Below are 15,040 nucleotides of genomic sequence, written 5' to 3'. Positions count from 1 at the left end.
GCCGGTGGGCGCGCTCCGCGGGTTCTTCATCGGCGGATTCGACTGGCACGGGTCCGCCGGACGGGGGCCGGTCGTCGTCGCGCTCGTGACGCTGCTGGCGATCGAGTTCGCCGCCCATCCGATCAGCGAGGCGCTGGGCGGCCTGCTGTCGCCGCGGCAGATCTACGGCGCACTTCTCGCGCTGGTCTATGTGCAGCTCTTCGGCACCATCGTGCGCCGCCTTCACGATGCGGGCCGGTCAGGCTGGTGGCTGCTCCTCGCGGTTCTGCCCTACATGCCGTTCCTGATGTTGCTGGCGCTGCTGGTTCTGCCGAGCGCGGCCGCGCCGGAGCGCCGGCCGCCGAGCCGGTGGCGGCGGATCGGTTTCGCGCTGACGCTGTGTCTGGCATTGATCGAGTTCAGCCGGCTGTTCTGGATCGACCATCTGGTGGACAGCGATCACATGGAGCCCGCCCTGCTCTCGGGCGATTTCGTCGCCGCCACCACGCTCTTCGGCGCGCCCGAGCGGGGGGAGTTGGTGATCCACGCGGGACCCGGTGCGCGGCTGACCGTGATGCGGGTCATCGGGATGCCGGGAGAGCAGGTGGCCCAGCGGGAGACGGGGCTCGAGATCGACGGCGAGCCGGTCGCCTATCGCGCGGCGGAGAACGATGAGGCCCTCCGCATCGAGGAGCTTCCCGGCGGCGTGTCCCATGCGATCGTCCCCGCCTCCGAAGGCTTTCCCCGCGTGGCGGAAATACCCGAGGGCTACGTGCTTCTGCTGGGCGACAACCGGGCGCTCGACGCTGCGTTCGCCAGCGAGCCGCGGCTCGGGGCGCGGATCGTGCCGGTCTCGGACGTGCGCGGGAGCGTGGGGCGCATTCTCTATTCCAGCGCGGACTGGCGCTCGGGCGTGCCGGCCTGGGTGGCGGCGATGCGCTGGGGTCGGATCTGGAGCGTGCCGCGATGAAGCTCTCGGCCGATCTCGCCGCCTTCAGCGCGCGGCTGGGGCACCGTTTCGCGCGGCCCGAGCTTCTGGTCACGGCGCTGACGCATCCCTCCATCGGCTCGGCGACGCGGCCCGACAACCAGCGGCTCGAGTTCCTCGGCGACCGGGTGCTGGGTCTCGTGCTCGCCGAGGCGCTCTTCGAGGCGGACAGCAGTGCCTCGGAGGGCCAGCTCGCCCCGCGGTTCAACGCGCTCGTCCGCAAGGAGACCTGCGCCGAGGTGGCGCGCGAGATCGACCTCGGCGCGGTGCTCAAGCTGGGGCGGTCCGAGACGAAATCCGGCGGTCGCCGCAAGGAGGCGCTGCTTGGCGATGCGATGGAGGCGGTGATCGCCGCGGTCTATCGCGACGGGGGCTTCGAGGCCGCCCGCGCCCTGGTGCTGAGGCTCTGGGGCGCCCGGGTCGCCGAGGCGCGCGCCGTGGGCCAGGACGCCAAGACCGCGCTGCAGGAATGGGCCCAGGCCAGGGGCGCGCCGCCGCCCGACTACGTGGAACTGGGCCGCGAGGGGCCGGACCACGCGCCGCTCTTCACGATCGAGGTGCGCCTCGCCGACGGCCGCAGCGCCAAGGCCCGCGCCGGATCGAAACGGCAGGCCGAACATGCGGCGGCGGCGGCCCTGCTGGCAGAGGTGTCCTGACGCAGCGGCCCAAATCAGCGCCGACCGCGATCACCCCGCACCCCTCCCCCATTTTTCTGGCTTGAAATATCCCGGAGGGGTCCGGGGAGGCGGAGCCTCCCCGCGGATCGGCCCGCAGAGCGGGCCGAAACCCCTTGCCCCATTGCACCGCCCCGAGGAAAGGCGCATCTGCACCCCATGAGCGATCCCACCCTTCCCACCCGCGCGGGCTTTGTCGCGCTGATCGGCGAGCCCAATGCGGGCAAGTCCACGCTGACCAACCGCCTTGTCGGCGCCAAGGTCTCCATCGTCACCCACAAGGTGCAGACGACGCGCGCGCGCATCCGCGGCGTGGCGATGGAAGGGCAGGCGCAGATCGTGCTGGTGGACACGCCCGGCCTGTTCCGGCCCCGGCGCAGGCTCGACCGGGCGATGGTGGCCGCGGCCTGGGGCGGGGCGGCGGATGCCGATATCGTCGTGCTGCTGGTGGAGGCCCATCGCGGCCTGACGCCGGGCGTCGAGGCGATCCTCGAGAGGCTGGGCGACCTGCGCAAGGGCACGCCGGTGGCGCTCGCGATCAACAAGATCGACCGGGTGAAGGCCGAGAGCCTGCTGGCGCTGACCGAGGCGCTGAACGCCCGCCACGAGTTCGAGCGGACCTTCATGATCTCCGCCGAGAGGGGCCATGGCTGCGACGCGCTGAAGGCCTGGCTGGGGGAGAGCCTGCCCGAGGGGCCGTGGCTCTATCCCGAGGACCAGATCGCGGACCTGCCGCTCAGGATGCTCGCCGCCGAGACCACGCGGGAGAAGCTGACGCTGCGCCTGCACCAGGAACTGCCCTACGAGCTGACGGTCGAGACCGAGAGCTGGCAGGAGCGGGACGACGGCTCCGCGCGGATCGACCAGATCGTCTATGTCGCCCGCGACGGGCACAAGGGCATCGTCCTCGGCCGCAAGGGCGAGACGATCAAGGCCGTCTCCACCGCCGCCCGGGCCGAGCTGGAGGAATTCCTCGGCCGGAGGGTGCATCTCTTCCTTCAGGTGAAGGTGCGTCCGAACTGGCTCGAGGAGGCGGAGCGCTATTCCGAGATGGGGCTCGACTTCAAGGACGGCGCATGAGCGCACGGCTCGCGACCGGGCTCTGGGTGGCGGCCTATCTGCAGCGGCTGCAGGTCGAGGGGACGGGCGTCTACATCGCCGCCCGGGGCGATCCGACCGCCGGGGCGGTTCTGGTGAAATGTGCCACGCTCGACGGCCGCGCCACGGCCCATGAGCGGGTGACGGACTGGCAGACCGGCGGACGGCGCTGGGAACTGGTGGCCGAGGGACCCGAGGCCGAGGTCGATGCGCTCGTCGCCCGCCAGCGGGATCGGGACCCCGATCTCTGGGTGATCGAGGTGGAAAGCCGCGAGGGACGCACGCTGCTCGACGATCCGGGGCTCTCCGCCTAGCCCCGTCGCGCCTGGAGCGCCCGTCCCATCGCCACGAGGGCGAGGCCCATGGCGAGGAAGAACACCGCGATCCCGGCGATCCAGAGGAGCGTCGTGCCGAGGCCCTGCTCGCCGAGATCGAGGAACGGGTAGGGATACCAGCCGGTATGGGGCGCGCGCAGGAAGACATAGGCGACATAGGCGCCGGGATAGGCGAGCCAGGCCGCCGCCTGCCGTGCGGAAAGGTCCCGCTTCGGCGCGAAGACCGTCCACTGCACGAGGGTCAGGAGCGGCACGACCGTGTGCAGGAGCAGGTCCGCGAGGCGGCCGAGGCCCGTGAAGTCCACGATATCCGCGAGGAGCACATGGTAGACGATGCCCACGATCAGGATCGAGGTCGCGAGCCCGAGGCCGAGCCCCGCCGGCAGGGCCCGTCCCCGGAGCGCCGCCGCGCCGAAGGCCGCGCCGATCAGGAGGTTCGTCAGGATGGTGAAGAAGTAGACCAGCTCCCAGACAGCGGCGAGGATCCCGTCGCCGTCCTCCTGCATCGTCAGCCCGACGCGCAATCCCACGGCCCCCAGAGCCAGCAGCGCGATCAGCGCGCAAAGGAGGCGGTCGGGCGGGGAGAGGTGCATGGGCGGGAGCGTTGTCCTTGGGGCGGGCGCGCCGCTACATAGGCCGGAGGAGCGGGGCGGAGAAGGGCCGAGATGCAGTGGCAAGACGAGGGCGTGATCCTGCGCCGCCGCTCCCACGGGGAAAGCGCCGTCATCATCGACGTGCTGACCGCCCTGCACGGCCTGCATTCCGGTCTGGTTCGGGGTGGCGGCAGTCCCCGGATGGCGGCGCATCTGCAGCCCGGAACGCAGGTCGTCGCGACCTGGACCGCGCGGCTCCAGGATCATCTCGGCACCTACCGGGTGGAGCCGCTGCGGTCGCGGGCGGCGGGCTTTCTCGGGGACCGGCTGGCGCTCGAGGGGCTCAACGCCGTGGCCGGGCTGCTGGTCTTCGCCCTGCCCGAGCGCGAGGCCTGTCCGGAGCTCTATGCGCGGACCGTGACGCTGCTCGACCTGATGGGTCGGACGGAGGCCTGGCCGCTGGCCTATCTGCGCTGGGAGCTGGCGCTGCTGGAGGAGCTGGGCTTCGGGCTCGACCTCAGCCGCTGCGCGGCCACCGGGGTCACCGAGGGGCTGGTCCATGTCTCGCCCCGCACCGGCCGCGCGGTGAGTGCCGCGGGCGCAGGGGACTGGGCCGACAAGCTCCTGCCGCTGCCGCCGGTGATGCGCGGAGAGGGCGAGGCGCCCGACGCGGAGATCGTGGAGGCGCTGGGCACCACGGGCTTCTTTTTCGAGCACAGGCTTGCCCCCGCGCTGGGCGACAGGTCCCTGCCGGAGGCGCGGGCGCGGCTTGTCGCCGCGCTCAGTCGGGCGCTGCGGTGAAGACCATCTCGCGGCCGGAGGAGGTGGAGAGGATCAGCACGCCGCCCAGCACCTCGGCGAATTCCATGGCGGCAAGGGCCTCGAAATAGGCGGCCTCGGCGCCGAGGTCCGGGCAGGCGCGGCGGCTCGCGGCGATCGGTCCGGCCTCGAACCACGGGTAGGGGGCGAGCTGGGCCGCGTTGTAGAGGTTGCACGGCCCCTCGCCCGCCAGTTCGCCCGGCGCGGGAAAGGTCAGGGTGGCGCGGGCGGGAAATGGCGCGCCGTCGATCTCCGCGAGCACGAAGGTGGCGTCCGCCCCGCCATAGGCCCAGACGCTCTCGTCGCAGGCCGCGAGCGTGGGCAGCAGGACGCAGAGCGCCTGGAACATCAGGCGGCCTTCGACGGGACGCCGTGGGCCAGGACGAAATCGGCGGAGGCGGCGATGCCGTCCTCTGCCGGTACGAAGGGCCGTCCGAGCACCGGCACGCTCTCGGAGGCGTCGACGGCCAAGGGACGCCCCACCTCGCCCAGGATGCCGCGGATCGAGGAGTCGAAGAGCGCGAGGCCCCGCAGCATGAACTTCGGCGCGACGCGGGTCGCAATCCGGCGCTCGGGATGGCGCCGTTTCAGAAAGGCGGCGACCTCGGGGAAGCGCATGACGCCCGCCGAGGCGAGGAGGCGTCGCCCCACCGTGTCCTCCTGCTCGAGCGCGGCGAGATGGAGCGCGCTGACATCGGCCAGGTCCACGATGGGGAGGGGCAGGTCCGGCAGCATCGGATCCCTGCCGCTCAGGATGCGCTCGATCAGGCCGAGCGAGGTGCCGTAATGCCGGTCCATGGGCCGGCCCATGACCGCCCCCGGGTTCACCGTGGTCAGCCGGATCGACGGATGCGCCTCGGCGAAGTCCCAGGCGGCCGTCTCGGCGAGGGTCTTCGATTTCGTGTAGGCATTCGCGCTGGAATGGCCGGTGTCGGTCCAGTCCGCGGCGGTGTAGGCCCGCCCGTTCGACGGGCCGTCGGAATACATCACCGCTGCGACCGAGGAGGTCAGCACCACCCGCGAGACGCCCGCGGCCTCGGCGGCGCGGAGGGCGCGCAGGGTGCCGTCCACGGCGGGGCGGATCAGGTCGTTCTCGTCCCTCGGCTGGGACATGGGAAAGGGGGAGGCGGTGTGCAGGACCGCGTCCACGCCTGCCATGGCCTCGGTCCAGCCCGGGTCCGCGGTGAGGTCGAGGCTCACGAACTCGAGCCGGTCGAGCCCGTCGGGGCCGACGGCGGCGCGCACCTCGTCCGCGCGCGTCTCGGATCGCAGGGAGCCGCGGACGCGATGGCCCGCGTCCAGGAGGTCCTTCGCGATGCGCTTGGCGATGAAGCCGGTAATCCCGGTCAGCAGTATCGTCTTCGATGCGGTCATGATGGCCCCCTGTATTCCCCTAAGGTGGGCGCGGGGGTGCGCAGATCAAGGCGATCAGACGCCGGGGCTCATGCGGCGGAACTGGAGGCGGGTGCCGGTGTCGGTGACGAGCTCCAGCGCCGGGGCGCCCGAGGGCACGTCCTGCCGCGCCACCCGGGACAGAAGGTCGAGAAGCTGGCGTTCCGCGGCAAGCTGCGGGCAGGCGGTCCGGCCGGTCTCGAGGCGCTCCATCCGCAGCGCCGGGCCGGTGCCCCGGGCGAGGGTGCCGGAATAGGCATTGCAGGGTCCGCGGAAGCTGAAGCGGTCCCGCCCGAGGCCGACTGCCGCGGGAACGCTCACCGGGGCGCCGTTCACGGCCGCAAGCTGCCAGTCGAGGGGCAACGCAGGCGGCGACGGAGCGGGGCGCCCGCAGGCGGAGACGACGAGCAGGGCGGCGAGGGCGAGGGGCGCTTTCATGGCGGGGAGGCTAGCGTGTTCTGCGCGGGACGCCAGAGGGCTTCGGGACAGGGAGAGGGTATCCGGCGCGGATCGCGGCACTCCGGACGTGGCAACCGGATCCGGTTAGGGCCCTCCCGAAAGCCTGCGGCGCCCCTGGACCGGACCCTCCGCGTATCGCATGATGCTCACCCCAGCAGGCGGCGCGCAATAACCTGCGCCTGGATCTCTGCGGCACCCTCGAAGATGTTGAGGATGCGGGCGTCGCAGAGGATGCGGCTGATGGCGTATTCCAGCGCGAAGCCGTTGCCGCCGTGGATCTGCAGGCCGTTGTCGGCGGCGGCCCAGGCGACGCGGGCGCCAAGCAGCTTCGCCATGCCGGCCTCGAGATCGCAGCGGCGGCCCTCGTCCTTCTCGCGGGCCGAGAAATAGGTGAGCTGCCGCGCGATCATGATCTCCACCGCCATCATGGCGAGCTTTCCGGCCACGCGGGGGAAGGCGATGAGCGGCTTGCCGAACTGCTTGCGGTCCTGCGCGTATTGCATCGACACATCGAGCGCGGATTGCGCGACGCCGATGGCGCGGGCGGCGGTCTGGATGCGGGCGCTCTCGAAGGTCTCCATCAGCTGCTTGAAGCCGTGGCCCTCCTCTCCGCCCAGAAGGTTGTCGCCCGAGACGCGGAAGTCGTCGAAGTTGAGGGTGTATTCCTTCATGCCGCGGTAGCCGAGCACCTCGATCTCGCCGCCCGAGAGGCCCTCGTCGGGGAAGGGATGCGCGTCCGTGCCGGGGGTCTTTTCCGCCAGGAACATCGACAGGCCCTTGTAGTCGTCGGTCTCGGGCTTGGTGCGCGCCAGCACCGTCATCACATGGGTGCGGGCGGCATGGGTGATCCATGTCTTGTTGCCGGTCACGATCCAGTCGTCGCCGTCGCGGCGCGCCTTCGTGCGCAACGATCCGAGGTCGGAGCCGGTGTTGGGCTCCGTGAAGACGGCGGTCGGCAGGATCTCCCCGGAGGCAAGACCCGGGAGCCATTTTTCCTTCTGCGCCTCGGTGGCGCCGCAGAGGATCAGCTCGGCCGCGATCTCGGAGCGGGTGCCCAGCGAGCCCACGCCGATATAGCCGCGGCTGAGTTCCTCGGAGACGACGCACATGGACATCTTCGACAGGCCGAAGCCGCCGTATGCCTCGGGGATGGTGAGGCCGAAGACGCCCATTTCGGCGAGCTCGGCGATGGTCTCCATCGGGATCAGCTCGTCCCTGAGGTGCCATTCGTGGGCGTGGGGGATGACCTTGTCGACGGAGTAGCGGCGGAACTGCTCGCGGATCATCTCGAGCTCGTCGTCGAGGCCGGTGCGGCCCACGGTGATCTCGGCCGAGCGTTCCTGCATCAGTGCGACCAGGCGCGCGCGGGCGGCGGGCGTGTTGGCGCCGGCGATCAGGCGGGCGGCGGGTTCGCCGGGCTGCGCGGTCAGGCCCATGTCCGACAGGCGCAGGATCTCGCCCTGGCTCATCGGGATGCCGCCGAAGATCTGCGCGAGATATTCGCCGAAGGCGATCTGCAGGAGCAGCTCCTCGACTTCGCCGAAGGTGCCTTCGGCCGTCAGCCGGTCGGCCCACCCCTGCATCTGGCGGAGCGATTCGACGTAGGTGGCGAGCCAGGCGAGTCCGTGGGCGGCGTCCTGGTGCGCCTCGACGAGGGCGCCCGAAACCCGGCCGTTCTCGACGACGAGCCCGCGCAGGCGGCTGCGCGCCTCCTCCAGCAGGCCCTCGATCTGCGGCAGGGCTGCGGCGGTCAGGTCGCGCAGGTCCTGGATCACCGGGCTGGCGGCGAGGGTCGGATCGGTTCCGTCGTGGGCCATGGGCTCGCTCCTGAATCGGTTTCGGCCCAGATAGAGCCTTCGCAGATGCAGCGCAATAATAAGTCTCAAAAGGCGCCATTCCAGTACAAAACTGTCGCGGTCGTTTTGCTGGTGCGGTGTGTGAGGCCATGCGCTATCGGGCCTCATGGAGCCTCTCACCGACCTTCTGCCGCTGTCCCTCATCCTCTTTTCCATCGGCGTCACCCTTGTCGCGGGCGTGGTGAAGGGCGCCGTGGGTTTTGCCATGCCGCTGATCATGGTGTCGGGCATGGGCATGATGCTCGAGCCGCAGCTGGTGGTGGCGGGAGTGATCCTGCCGATCCTGCTGGCCAACGGCCTGCAGGTGGTGCGGGCGGGCCTGCAAGGTGCGCTGGAGGCGGTCCGCGAATTCTGGGCGTACATCCTGATCGTCTGCACGATGATCCTGATTTCGGCCCAGTTCCTGACGATCCTGCCTGCCGACGCCATCTTTCTCGCGCTGGGCGCAACGGTCACGCTCCTTTGCGCGATCCAGCTTCTGGGGCTGAGGATCATCATTCCGCCCGCGTGGCGGCGGTCGATGTCCTTCGTGGCGGGGTTCCTGTCGGGGGCGATCGGGGGGCTCGCGGGGACGTGGGGGCCGACGACGCTGCTCTATCTTGTCGCGGTGGAGACGCCCAAGGTGCGGCAGATCACGGTCCAGGGGGTGATCTACGGGCTCGGCTCGGTGATGCTGCTGCTCGGCCATCTGCGCTCCGGCGTGCTGAACGGGCAGACGGTCTGGTTCTCCGCCCTGCTCATCGTGCCGGCACTGGCAGGGATGGCGGTGGGGTTCCGCATCCAGGACCGGATCGACCAGGAGACCTTCCGCACGGCCACGCTCGCCGTGCTGCTGATCGCGGGGCTGAATCTCGTGCGGCGCGGCCTCGTCTGAGACCGCGCCGCGAAAGCGAGCCGGGCGCCGGAGCGCCCGGTCGAGGGGTCGCTTATTGCTGGACCGGAAGATCGCGCTCGACCGCGTCTTCTTCGCTGTACTCGTAGTCCTCGGCAATCTGCTGCGCTTCGTCGTCGAGTTCGACGAGTGCCAGCTGGTCGCCGTCATAGGCCACATGGTCGAGCGGGATGCCGGCATTCTGGCCTAGGCCAAGGGCTTCGGCATCGCCCAGGATCATCAGCACCTGACCTTCGTAGCGGACGAAATCGGTTGGCGTGCCGAGGCTCTCGCCGTCCGGGGTCATGACCTCGAGGTCCATCAGGTCGCCGATGGTCATCTGACCGTCCATGCTGCCTTCGGCGTTCATGGAATCGCCGCCGGACTGCTGGTCGGTCGCGTCGGCCTGCTGCTGGTCGGCGCCCTGCTCACCGCTCTCCTGGGCGGACGCGCTGGCCTGCTGGCGACGCTCTTCACGCTGCTCCGGCGTCTCGAACTGGATCGTCGGCTGGCCGACGTTCGCGATCTCGACGGTCGGCTCTTCGGTGAAGGTGACGTTCACGTTCGGCTCGGAGCCTTCGTAGCTGATCTCCGGGTCGGACGAGTTGATGTTGACCTGCGGCTCGCCCTGAGCGGTCTCGAACGTGACCTGCGGGCTCGTGCTCTCGATCTGCGTGTCGCCCGCAACTTCTTCGGTGCCGTCGGCGGCGTCCGTTTCGATCCGCTGCGCCTGGGCCTCGCCCTCGGTGTCCTCGACGCCGAGATCAAGCTCGAGCTCGGGATCGGGCTGGCGCACGGTGATCTGCGGATCGCCCTGAGTCACTTCGACGTCGGGGTCCATCATGTTGACGGCGACCTCGGGGTCGGAGGTCTGGACGTAGATCGTGGGCGCGGGGATCTCCACGCGGACGATGAGCTCGGGAATCTCGACCGACACCGAGGGCTGTTCCTGCCGCACCTCGATCTGCGAGGGCTGCTCGGTCACGTCGACGGAGGGCTGCTGCTGCGTGACGTTCACTTCCGGCGGGGGAACCTGGACGTCGACCTCGGGCTCGGGCACCGTGACCCGGGCATCGCCTTCGAGCTCGGCCGTTTCCGTCACCGTGACCTCCTCGGTCACTTCGGCGGTTTCGGTCTCCTGCTCGGTCTCGGTGGCGGAGTCGGTCTCGGCGGCCGAGAGCTCGCCGTCGGTCTCGTCCTGCTGCTGCTGGCCTTCGGCCTGCTGCTGCTCCTCGCCCTGCATCTGGTCCTCTTCGTCCATGGTCAGGGCGAGTTCGGCGCAGGCGTCCGCATCGTCACGGTTCAGAGCGTCGACGACGACCTCGACGTCGTCGTCGGGGACGAGGTTGTCGGCCTCCTGCAGACGGTCGATGAGCTGCTGGCAGTCCTGGTTCAGGCCGGCGGCCTGATCCTCGTCGATCTCGAGACGGGTCTGGGCGGGAGCCGACGTGGCGAGGCTCAGCGTCAGCGCAGTACCGGCCAGGAGCGTAAGCGTCTTTCGAGTGGTGGTGGTCATGGACCTCTCCTCTTCGTGAGTATCTTACGACTCTCGAACAGGGGGGTCCGGCTGTTGTTCCAAGGAAATCGCAGAGGCGCCGGCGCGGAGCTGCGGACCGGCGCCTCTGAAAGTTCAGCCGATGGCGACGGCCTTCACGTCGTCGTCGATGAAGGGAACATACTGCGCGAAGTTCTCGGCGAACATCTCGACGAGCTTCTCGGCCGCGGCGTCATAGGCCGCGGGATCGTCCCAGGTGCCGCGGGGATCCAGCAGACGGTCGTCGACGCCGGGGCACGACAGCGGCACCTCGAAACCGAAATGCGCATCCTTGCGGAACTGCCCGTCCTCGAGGCTGCCGTCGAGGGCATGGGTCAACAGGGTGCGCGTGGCCTTGATCGGCATCCGGTGCCCGGTTCCGTAGGCGCCGCCGGTCCAGCCGGTGTTCACCAGCCAGCAGGTCACGCCATGGCGGGCGATCTTCTCCTGAAGGAGCTTGCCGTAGACTTCGGGCCGGCGCGGCAGGAAGGGCTTGCCGAAGCAGGTGGAGAAGGTGGGCTCGGGCTCGCTCACGCCGCGCTCGGTCCCGGCGACCTTGGAGGTGAAGCCAGAGAGGAAGTGATACATCGCCTGCGCCGGGGTCAGCCGCGCGATGGGCGGCAGCACTCCGAAGGCGTCGCAGGTCAGCATGACGATGTTCTTCGGGTGCCCGGCGATCCCGCTCTCGCTCGCGTTCGGGATGTAGTGCAGCGGATAGGCGCTGCGCATGTTCGGCGTCAGGCTGTCGTCCTCGAAATCGAGCTCCTTGGTCTCGGGGTCGAAGACCATGTTCTCGATCACCGTGTTCCGCATGAAGCAGGTGGCGTAGATCTCGGGCTCCGCCTCGGGCGAGAGGCTGATCGTCTTGGCGTAGCAACCGCCCTCGAAGTTGAAGAGGCCCCGTTCTGACCAGCCGTGCTCGTCGTCGCCCAGCAGCGTGCGGTTCGGATCGGCCGACAGCGTCGTCTTGCCGGTGCCCGACAGGCCGAAGAAGATCGCCGCGTCCACGGGGTTGTCCTTGGCGTGGTTGGCGGAGCAGTGCATCGCCATGACGCCCTTCTCCGGCAGGATGTAGTTCAGCAGGGTGAAGACGGATTTCTTGTTCTCGCCCGCGTATTCGGTGCCGCCCACGAGGATCAGCTTCTCGTCGAAGTTGAAGGCGATGACCGTGTCGGTGCGGCAGTCGTGACGCTCGGGGTCCGCGAAGAACGAGGGGCAGTTGATGATCGTCCACTCGGGCGCGAAGTTGTCGAGCTCCTCGGCCGCGGGACGGCGCAGCATGTGCCGGATGAAGAGGCCGTGCCAGGCGAGTTCGGTCACGAGACGCACGTCGAGCCGGTGCTCGGGGTCGGCCCCGCCGAAGAGGTCCTGCACGAAGTAGTCGCGGCCCTGCATGTGGGCCATCATGTCGGCCTTGAGCCGCGCCCAGCCCTCGGGCGACATCGGGGCGTTGTTCTCCCACCAGATCACGTCTTCGGTGGTCGGCGTGCGCACGACATGCTTGTCCTTGGGCGACCGGCCGGTGAACTTTCCGGTGGTCACGAGCAGGGTCTTGTTCTGCCCCTCGGTGCCCTCGCCGCGCGCGAGCGAGGCCTCCCGGAGACCGTCCTCGTCGAGGTTGTAATGGACAGAGCCCAGCCCCGTGATGCCTTGGTGCTCCAGCTTCATCCCAGGATTGACGCGACCGATGTCCATTCCATCCGCTCCGAAATAATCTTGCGGGACTGCCCCGCCGGACTCGCGTAACACGGTCGATTTGCCTGTGAACAGAGGGGTTTGCGACGGTTAGCGCAACCATTTCGATGTTAGCGCAACCTTGTTGCCGCGCGGCGCGTGGTGTCGGCTCCGGGGCGGCGTCAACCGGAAATCAACACATTTGCGGCGCAATTGGGCCACGGGGCAGAGACAGTGTGGCCCCCAGGGATTGATTCGTTCCCGGATTTGAGCAGAAGCTTGCGGAAAGACAGGCAAAACATGTCACAAGAGCAGAGAAGGCAGCAAAAACATGTCCAAGATCGCCCTGGTGGACGATGACAGGAACATCCTGACGTCCGTCTCGATGACGCTCGAAGCAGAGGGCTTCGAGGTTGAAACCTACAATGACGGCCAGACCGCCCTCGACGCGTTCAACCGGCGCATGCCGGACATGGCCGTGCTCGACATCAAGATGCCCCGCATGGACGGGATGGACCTGCTCCAGCGGCTGCGCCAGAAGTCCGCGATGCCGGTCATCTTTCTGACTTCCAAGGACGACGAGATCGACGAGGTCCTGGGCCTGCGCATGGGCGCCGACGACTATGTCAAGAAACCGTTCAGCCAGCGCCTGCTGGTGGAGCGGATCCGCGCGCTGCTGCGCCGGCAGGACGCCATCGCCGGCGACGTGCCCGAGGCGACCGAGGAGACCAAGGTCATGGTCCGCGGCAACCTGACGATGGACCCGCTGCGCCACGCGGTGACCTGGAAGAGCCAGGACGTCGCCCTCACGGTCACGGAATTCCTGCTCTTGCAGGCGCTGGCCCAGCGTCCCGGCTTCGTCAAGTCACGCGACCAGCTGATGGACGTGGCCTACGACGATCAGGTCTATGTCGACGACCGCACCATCGACAGCCACATCAAGCGCCTGCGCAAGAAGATGCGCGCCGTCGATGACGAGTTCTCGGCCATCGAGACTCTCTACGGCATCGGTTACCGCTACAACGAAGACTGAATCCCGGGGCATCGGCGTGACCATCGCGCCCAAGATCGACATCCATGACCTCGGTTCCGTCCGCCGTGCAGCGGCCGGGACCGAGGCCGTCGTGCTGGGCGACGACTGGGTCGCGCCCGAGGCGGCCGCCGACATGGCGCTCCGCGAAACCCGGCGCGCGCGCGGGCTGCGCGGGCTGATCTCCTCGCCGCTGGCGCGCAAGATCATCACCTTCAACCTGCTCGCGCTGATCGTCATGGTCGCGGGCGTTCTCTATCTCAATCCCAGCCGCGACAATCTGGGCAACCAGCGCGGGCAGGCCCTGCTGAACAACGCGGCGCTCATCGCCAGCGTATTCGAGGCGCAGCTGCCCCCCGACGGCGCGATGACGCTGGGGCCGGGCGGGCTCGATCCCGCGGCCACTCTCGGCGTGCTCGACCTGAGCAGCGGATCGAGGGTCGCGGTGCACGGTGCGGACGGCGCCCTGATCGTCTCCGTCGCGGCGACCGCCGCCGTGGAGGCGGGCGAACCGACCTTCCTGACGGACCTGCTGTTCGGCGTCTGGGATACCTTCGTCGGCCTGTTCGCCCCGGGCCAGCAGATCGTCCCGGTGCGCGACGCGGCGGATCCCGGCGTGGCGGAGGCGCAGAGGGCGCTCGGCGGCACGCCGACGCTGCGCGGTCTCACCGACCCCGAGGGACGGTCCTTCTACGTCGCGGCCGCCCCGATCCTGCAGGGCGGCACGCCGATCGGCGCGGTGGTGCTCACCTCCGCCTCGGGAGAGGTCGACGCCCTCGTCCGCGGCGAGCGGGAGCAGCTTCTCCAGATGTTCCTCGTGGGCGTCGTGGTGTCCGTCGTGCTGAGCCTGATGCTCGCCTCGACCATCGCCAACCCCATCGCCGATCTCGCCGCCGCGGCGGAGATCGGCCGCGACCGGAACGCCCGGAAGATGTCCCCGCGCAAGGTCCGGATCCCCGATCTGTCGGGGCGACCGGACGAGATCGGCCGCCTGTCGGGGGCGCTTCGTGGAATGGTCGCGGCGCTGCACGGGCGCATCGAACTGAACGAGCAGTTCGCCGCCGACGTGGCGCACGAGATCAAGAACCCGCTCGCCTCGCTCAGATCGGCGGTCGGCACGCTCCGGCGGGTCGAGCGCGCGGACCAGCGCGAGAAGCTCCTCGACATCATCGACCACGACGTGCGCCGGCTCGACCGGCTGGTCTCCGACATTTCCAACGCCTCGCGGCTCGACGCGGAGCTCGTCAAGGAGGAGGAGGAGAGCTTCGATCTGCTGCAGATGCTGGGACGTCTCGCGGAGCATCTGGGCCGGGAGGCCGAGACCAATGGGATCGATTTCATCACCGATCTGCCGCCCGGCCCGATCATGATCCAGGGGCTCGAGGGCCGGCTGGCGCAGGTCTTCGTCAACATCGTGAGCAATGCCATTTCCTTCTGCGAGGACGGCGACGCGATCCGGCTCTGGGTGCGGCAGCGCGACAACCGCGTGCTCGTGGTGGTCGAGGACACCGGTCCGGGCATCCCCGACAGCGCGCTCACGAAGATTTTCAAACGCTTCTACTCCGAGCGGCCGCCAGACCATTTCGGCAACAATTCGGGTCTCGGCCTCGCGATCTCCAAGCAGATCGTGGAGGCCCACGGCGGCGCCATCTGGGCCGAGAACATCCGCCCGACCGAGGCCGACCCGGTGTCCGAGCCCCTCGGCGCCCGCTTCGTCGTGGGTCTGCCGGTCTGACGC

General features: G+C 69.2%; 15 protein-coding genes. 8 read left to right on the top strand and 7 right to left on the bottom strand.

The window, feature by feature from the left end; all coding sequences use genetic code 11:
* The first annotated feature begins 4 nt into the window (after positions 1 to 4).
* The 4 genes from lepB (at position 5) to EAT49_RS10295 (ending at position 3,053) form a co-directional block, all read left to right on the top strand.
* Positions 5 to 949 carry a signal peptidase I gene (lepB, locus tag EAT49_RS10310; RefSeq protein WP_123642227.1) on the top strand — a complete coding sequence of 315 codons (945 nt, stop codon included), beginning with the start codon at positions 5 to 7 and terminating at the stop codon, positions 947 to 949.
* On the top strand, positions 946 to 1,623 hold the full coding sequence (gene rnc / locus EAT49_RS10305) for a ribonuclease III (RefSeq protein WP_123642226.1): 678 nt from the start codon (positions 946 to 948) through the stop codon (positions 1,621 to 1,623). The genes lepB and rnc overlap by 4 nt, the downstream gene beginning before the upstream one ends.
* A gap of 177 nt (positions 1,624 to 1,800) precedes the next feature.
* Positions 1,801 to 2,721 carry a GTPase Era gene (gene era / locus EAT49_RS10300; protein WP_123642225.1) on the top strand — a complete coding sequence of 307 codons (921 nt, stop codon included), beginning with the start codon at positions 1,801 to 1,803 and terminating at the stop codon, positions 2,719 to 2,721.
* Positions 2,718 to 3,053 (top strand): DUF1491 family protein, encoded by a 336-nt coding sequence (locus tag EAT49_RS10295; RefSeq protein WP_123642224.1) that lies wholly within the window; start codon positions 2,718 to 2,720, stop codon positions 3,051 to 3,053. Before era ends, EAT49_RS10295 begins: the two co-directional genes overlap by 4 nt.
* Here the strand turns inward: EAT49_RS10295 and EAT49_RS10290 are convergent.
* A complete protein-coding gene (locus EAT49_RS10290; RefSeq protein ID WP_123642223.1) occupies positions 3,050 to 3,667 on the bottom strand; it encodes a Pr6Pr family membrane protein in 618 nt (205 codons plus the stop codon). The genes EAT49_RS10295 and EAT49_RS10290 overlap by 4 nt on opposite strands.
* A 72-nt stretch (positions 3,668 to 3,739) precedes the next feature.
* Here EAT49_RS10290 and recO point away from each other — a divergent pair, with 72 nt between their 5' ends.
* Positions 3,740 to 4,468, top strand: coding sequence for a DNA repair protein RecO (gene recO, locus EAT49_RS10285; protein ID WP_123642222.1), 729 nt, complete (start codon positions 3,740 to 3,742; stop codon positions 4,466 to 4,468).
* Here the strand turns inward: recO and EAT49_RS10280 are convergent.
* From EAT49_RS10280 to EAT49_RS10265, 4 genes are all read right to left on the bottom strand, one after another.
* On the bottom strand, positions 4,449 to 4,835 hold the full coding sequence (locus EAT49_RS10280; RefSeq protein WP_123642221.1) for an META domain-containing protein: 387 nt from the start codon (positions 4,833 to 4,835) through the stop codon (positions 4,449 to 4,451). The genes recO and EAT49_RS10280 overlap by 20 nt on opposite strands.
* Positions 4,835 to 5,860 (bottom strand): NAD-dependent epimerase/dehydratase family protein, encoded by a 1,026-nt coding sequence (locus EAT49_RS10275; protein ID WP_123642220.1) that lies wholly within the window; start codon positions 5,858 to 5,860, stop codon positions 4,835 to 4,837. Before EAT49_RS10275 ends, EAT49_RS10280 begins: the two co-directional genes overlap by 1 nt.
* Before the next feature lie 54 nt (positions 5,861 to 5,914).
* The gene (locus tag EAT49_RS10270) at positions 5,915 to 6,316 is read right to left on the bottom strand and encodes an META domain-containing protein (protein WP_123642219.1); all 402 of its coding nucleotides are present in this window, start codon (positions 6,314 to 6,316) and stop codon (positions 5,915 to 5,917) included.
* A 167-nt stretch (positions 6,317 to 6,483) separates the two neighbouring features.
* Positions 6,484 to 8,154, bottom strand: coding sequence for an acyl-CoA dehydrogenase family protein (locus tag EAT49_RS10265; protein ID WP_123642218.1), 1,671 nt, complete (start codon positions 8,152 to 8,154; stop codon positions 6,484 to 6,486).
* 145 nt (positions 8,155 to 8,299) lie between these two features.
* Between EAT49_RS10265 and EAT49_RS10260 the strand changes: the two genes are divergently transcribed.
* Positions 8,300 to 9,067 carry a sulfite exporter TauE/SafE family protein gene (locus EAT49_RS10260; protein WP_123642217.1) on the top strand — a complete coding sequence of 256 codons (768 nt, stop codon included), beginning with the start codon at positions 8,300 to 8,302 and terminating at the stop codon, positions 9,065 to 9,067.
* A gap of 52 nt (positions 9,068 to 9,119) precedes the next feature.
* Here the strand turns inward: EAT49_RS10260 and EAT49_RS10255 are convergent, their stop codons facing one another.
* Both EAT49_RS10255 and EAT49_RS10250 read right to left on the bottom strand, forming a co-directional pair.
* Positions 9,120 to 10,580 (bottom strand): hypothetical protein, encoded by a 1,461-nt coding sequence (locus tag EAT49_RS10255; RefSeq protein ID WP_123642216.1) that lies wholly within the window; start codon positions 10,578 to 10,580, stop codon positions 9,120 to 9,122.
* A 114-nt stretch (positions 10,581 to 10,694) separates the two neighbouring features.
* Positions 10,695 to 12,293 carry a phosphoenolpyruvate carboxykinase gene (locus EAT49_RS10250; RefSeq protein WP_123642215.1) on the bottom strand — a complete coding sequence of 533 codons (1,599 nt, stop codon included), beginning with the start codon at positions 12,291 to 12,293 and terminating at the stop codon, positions 10,695 to 10,697.
* 310 nt (positions 12,294 to 12,603) lie between these two features.
* Between EAT49_RS10250 and EAT49_RS10245 the strand changes: the two genes are divergently transcribed.
* On the top strand, positions 12,604 to 13,305 hold the full coding sequence (locus EAT49_RS10245; protein ID WP_123642214.1) for a response regulator transcription factor: 702 nt from the start codon (positions 12,604 to 12,606) through the stop codon (positions 13,303 to 13,305).
* Between the two features lie 16 nt (positions 13,306 to 13,321).
* Entirely contained in the window at positions 13,322 to 15,037 is a 1,716-nt protein-coding gene (locus EAT49_RS10240; RefSeq protein ID WP_123642213.1) for a sensor histidine kinase, read from the top strand.
* Positions 15,038 to 15,040 lie beyond the last annotated feature (3 nt).

The sequence above is a fragment of the Histidinibacterium lentulum genome (genome assembly GCF_003789055.1).
Lineage (GTDB): Bacteria > Pseudomonadota > Alphaproteobacteria > Rhodobacterales > Rhodobacteraceae > Oceanicola > Oceanicola lentulus.
This window is presented reverse-complemented; position numbering and strand designations above follow the sequence as displayed.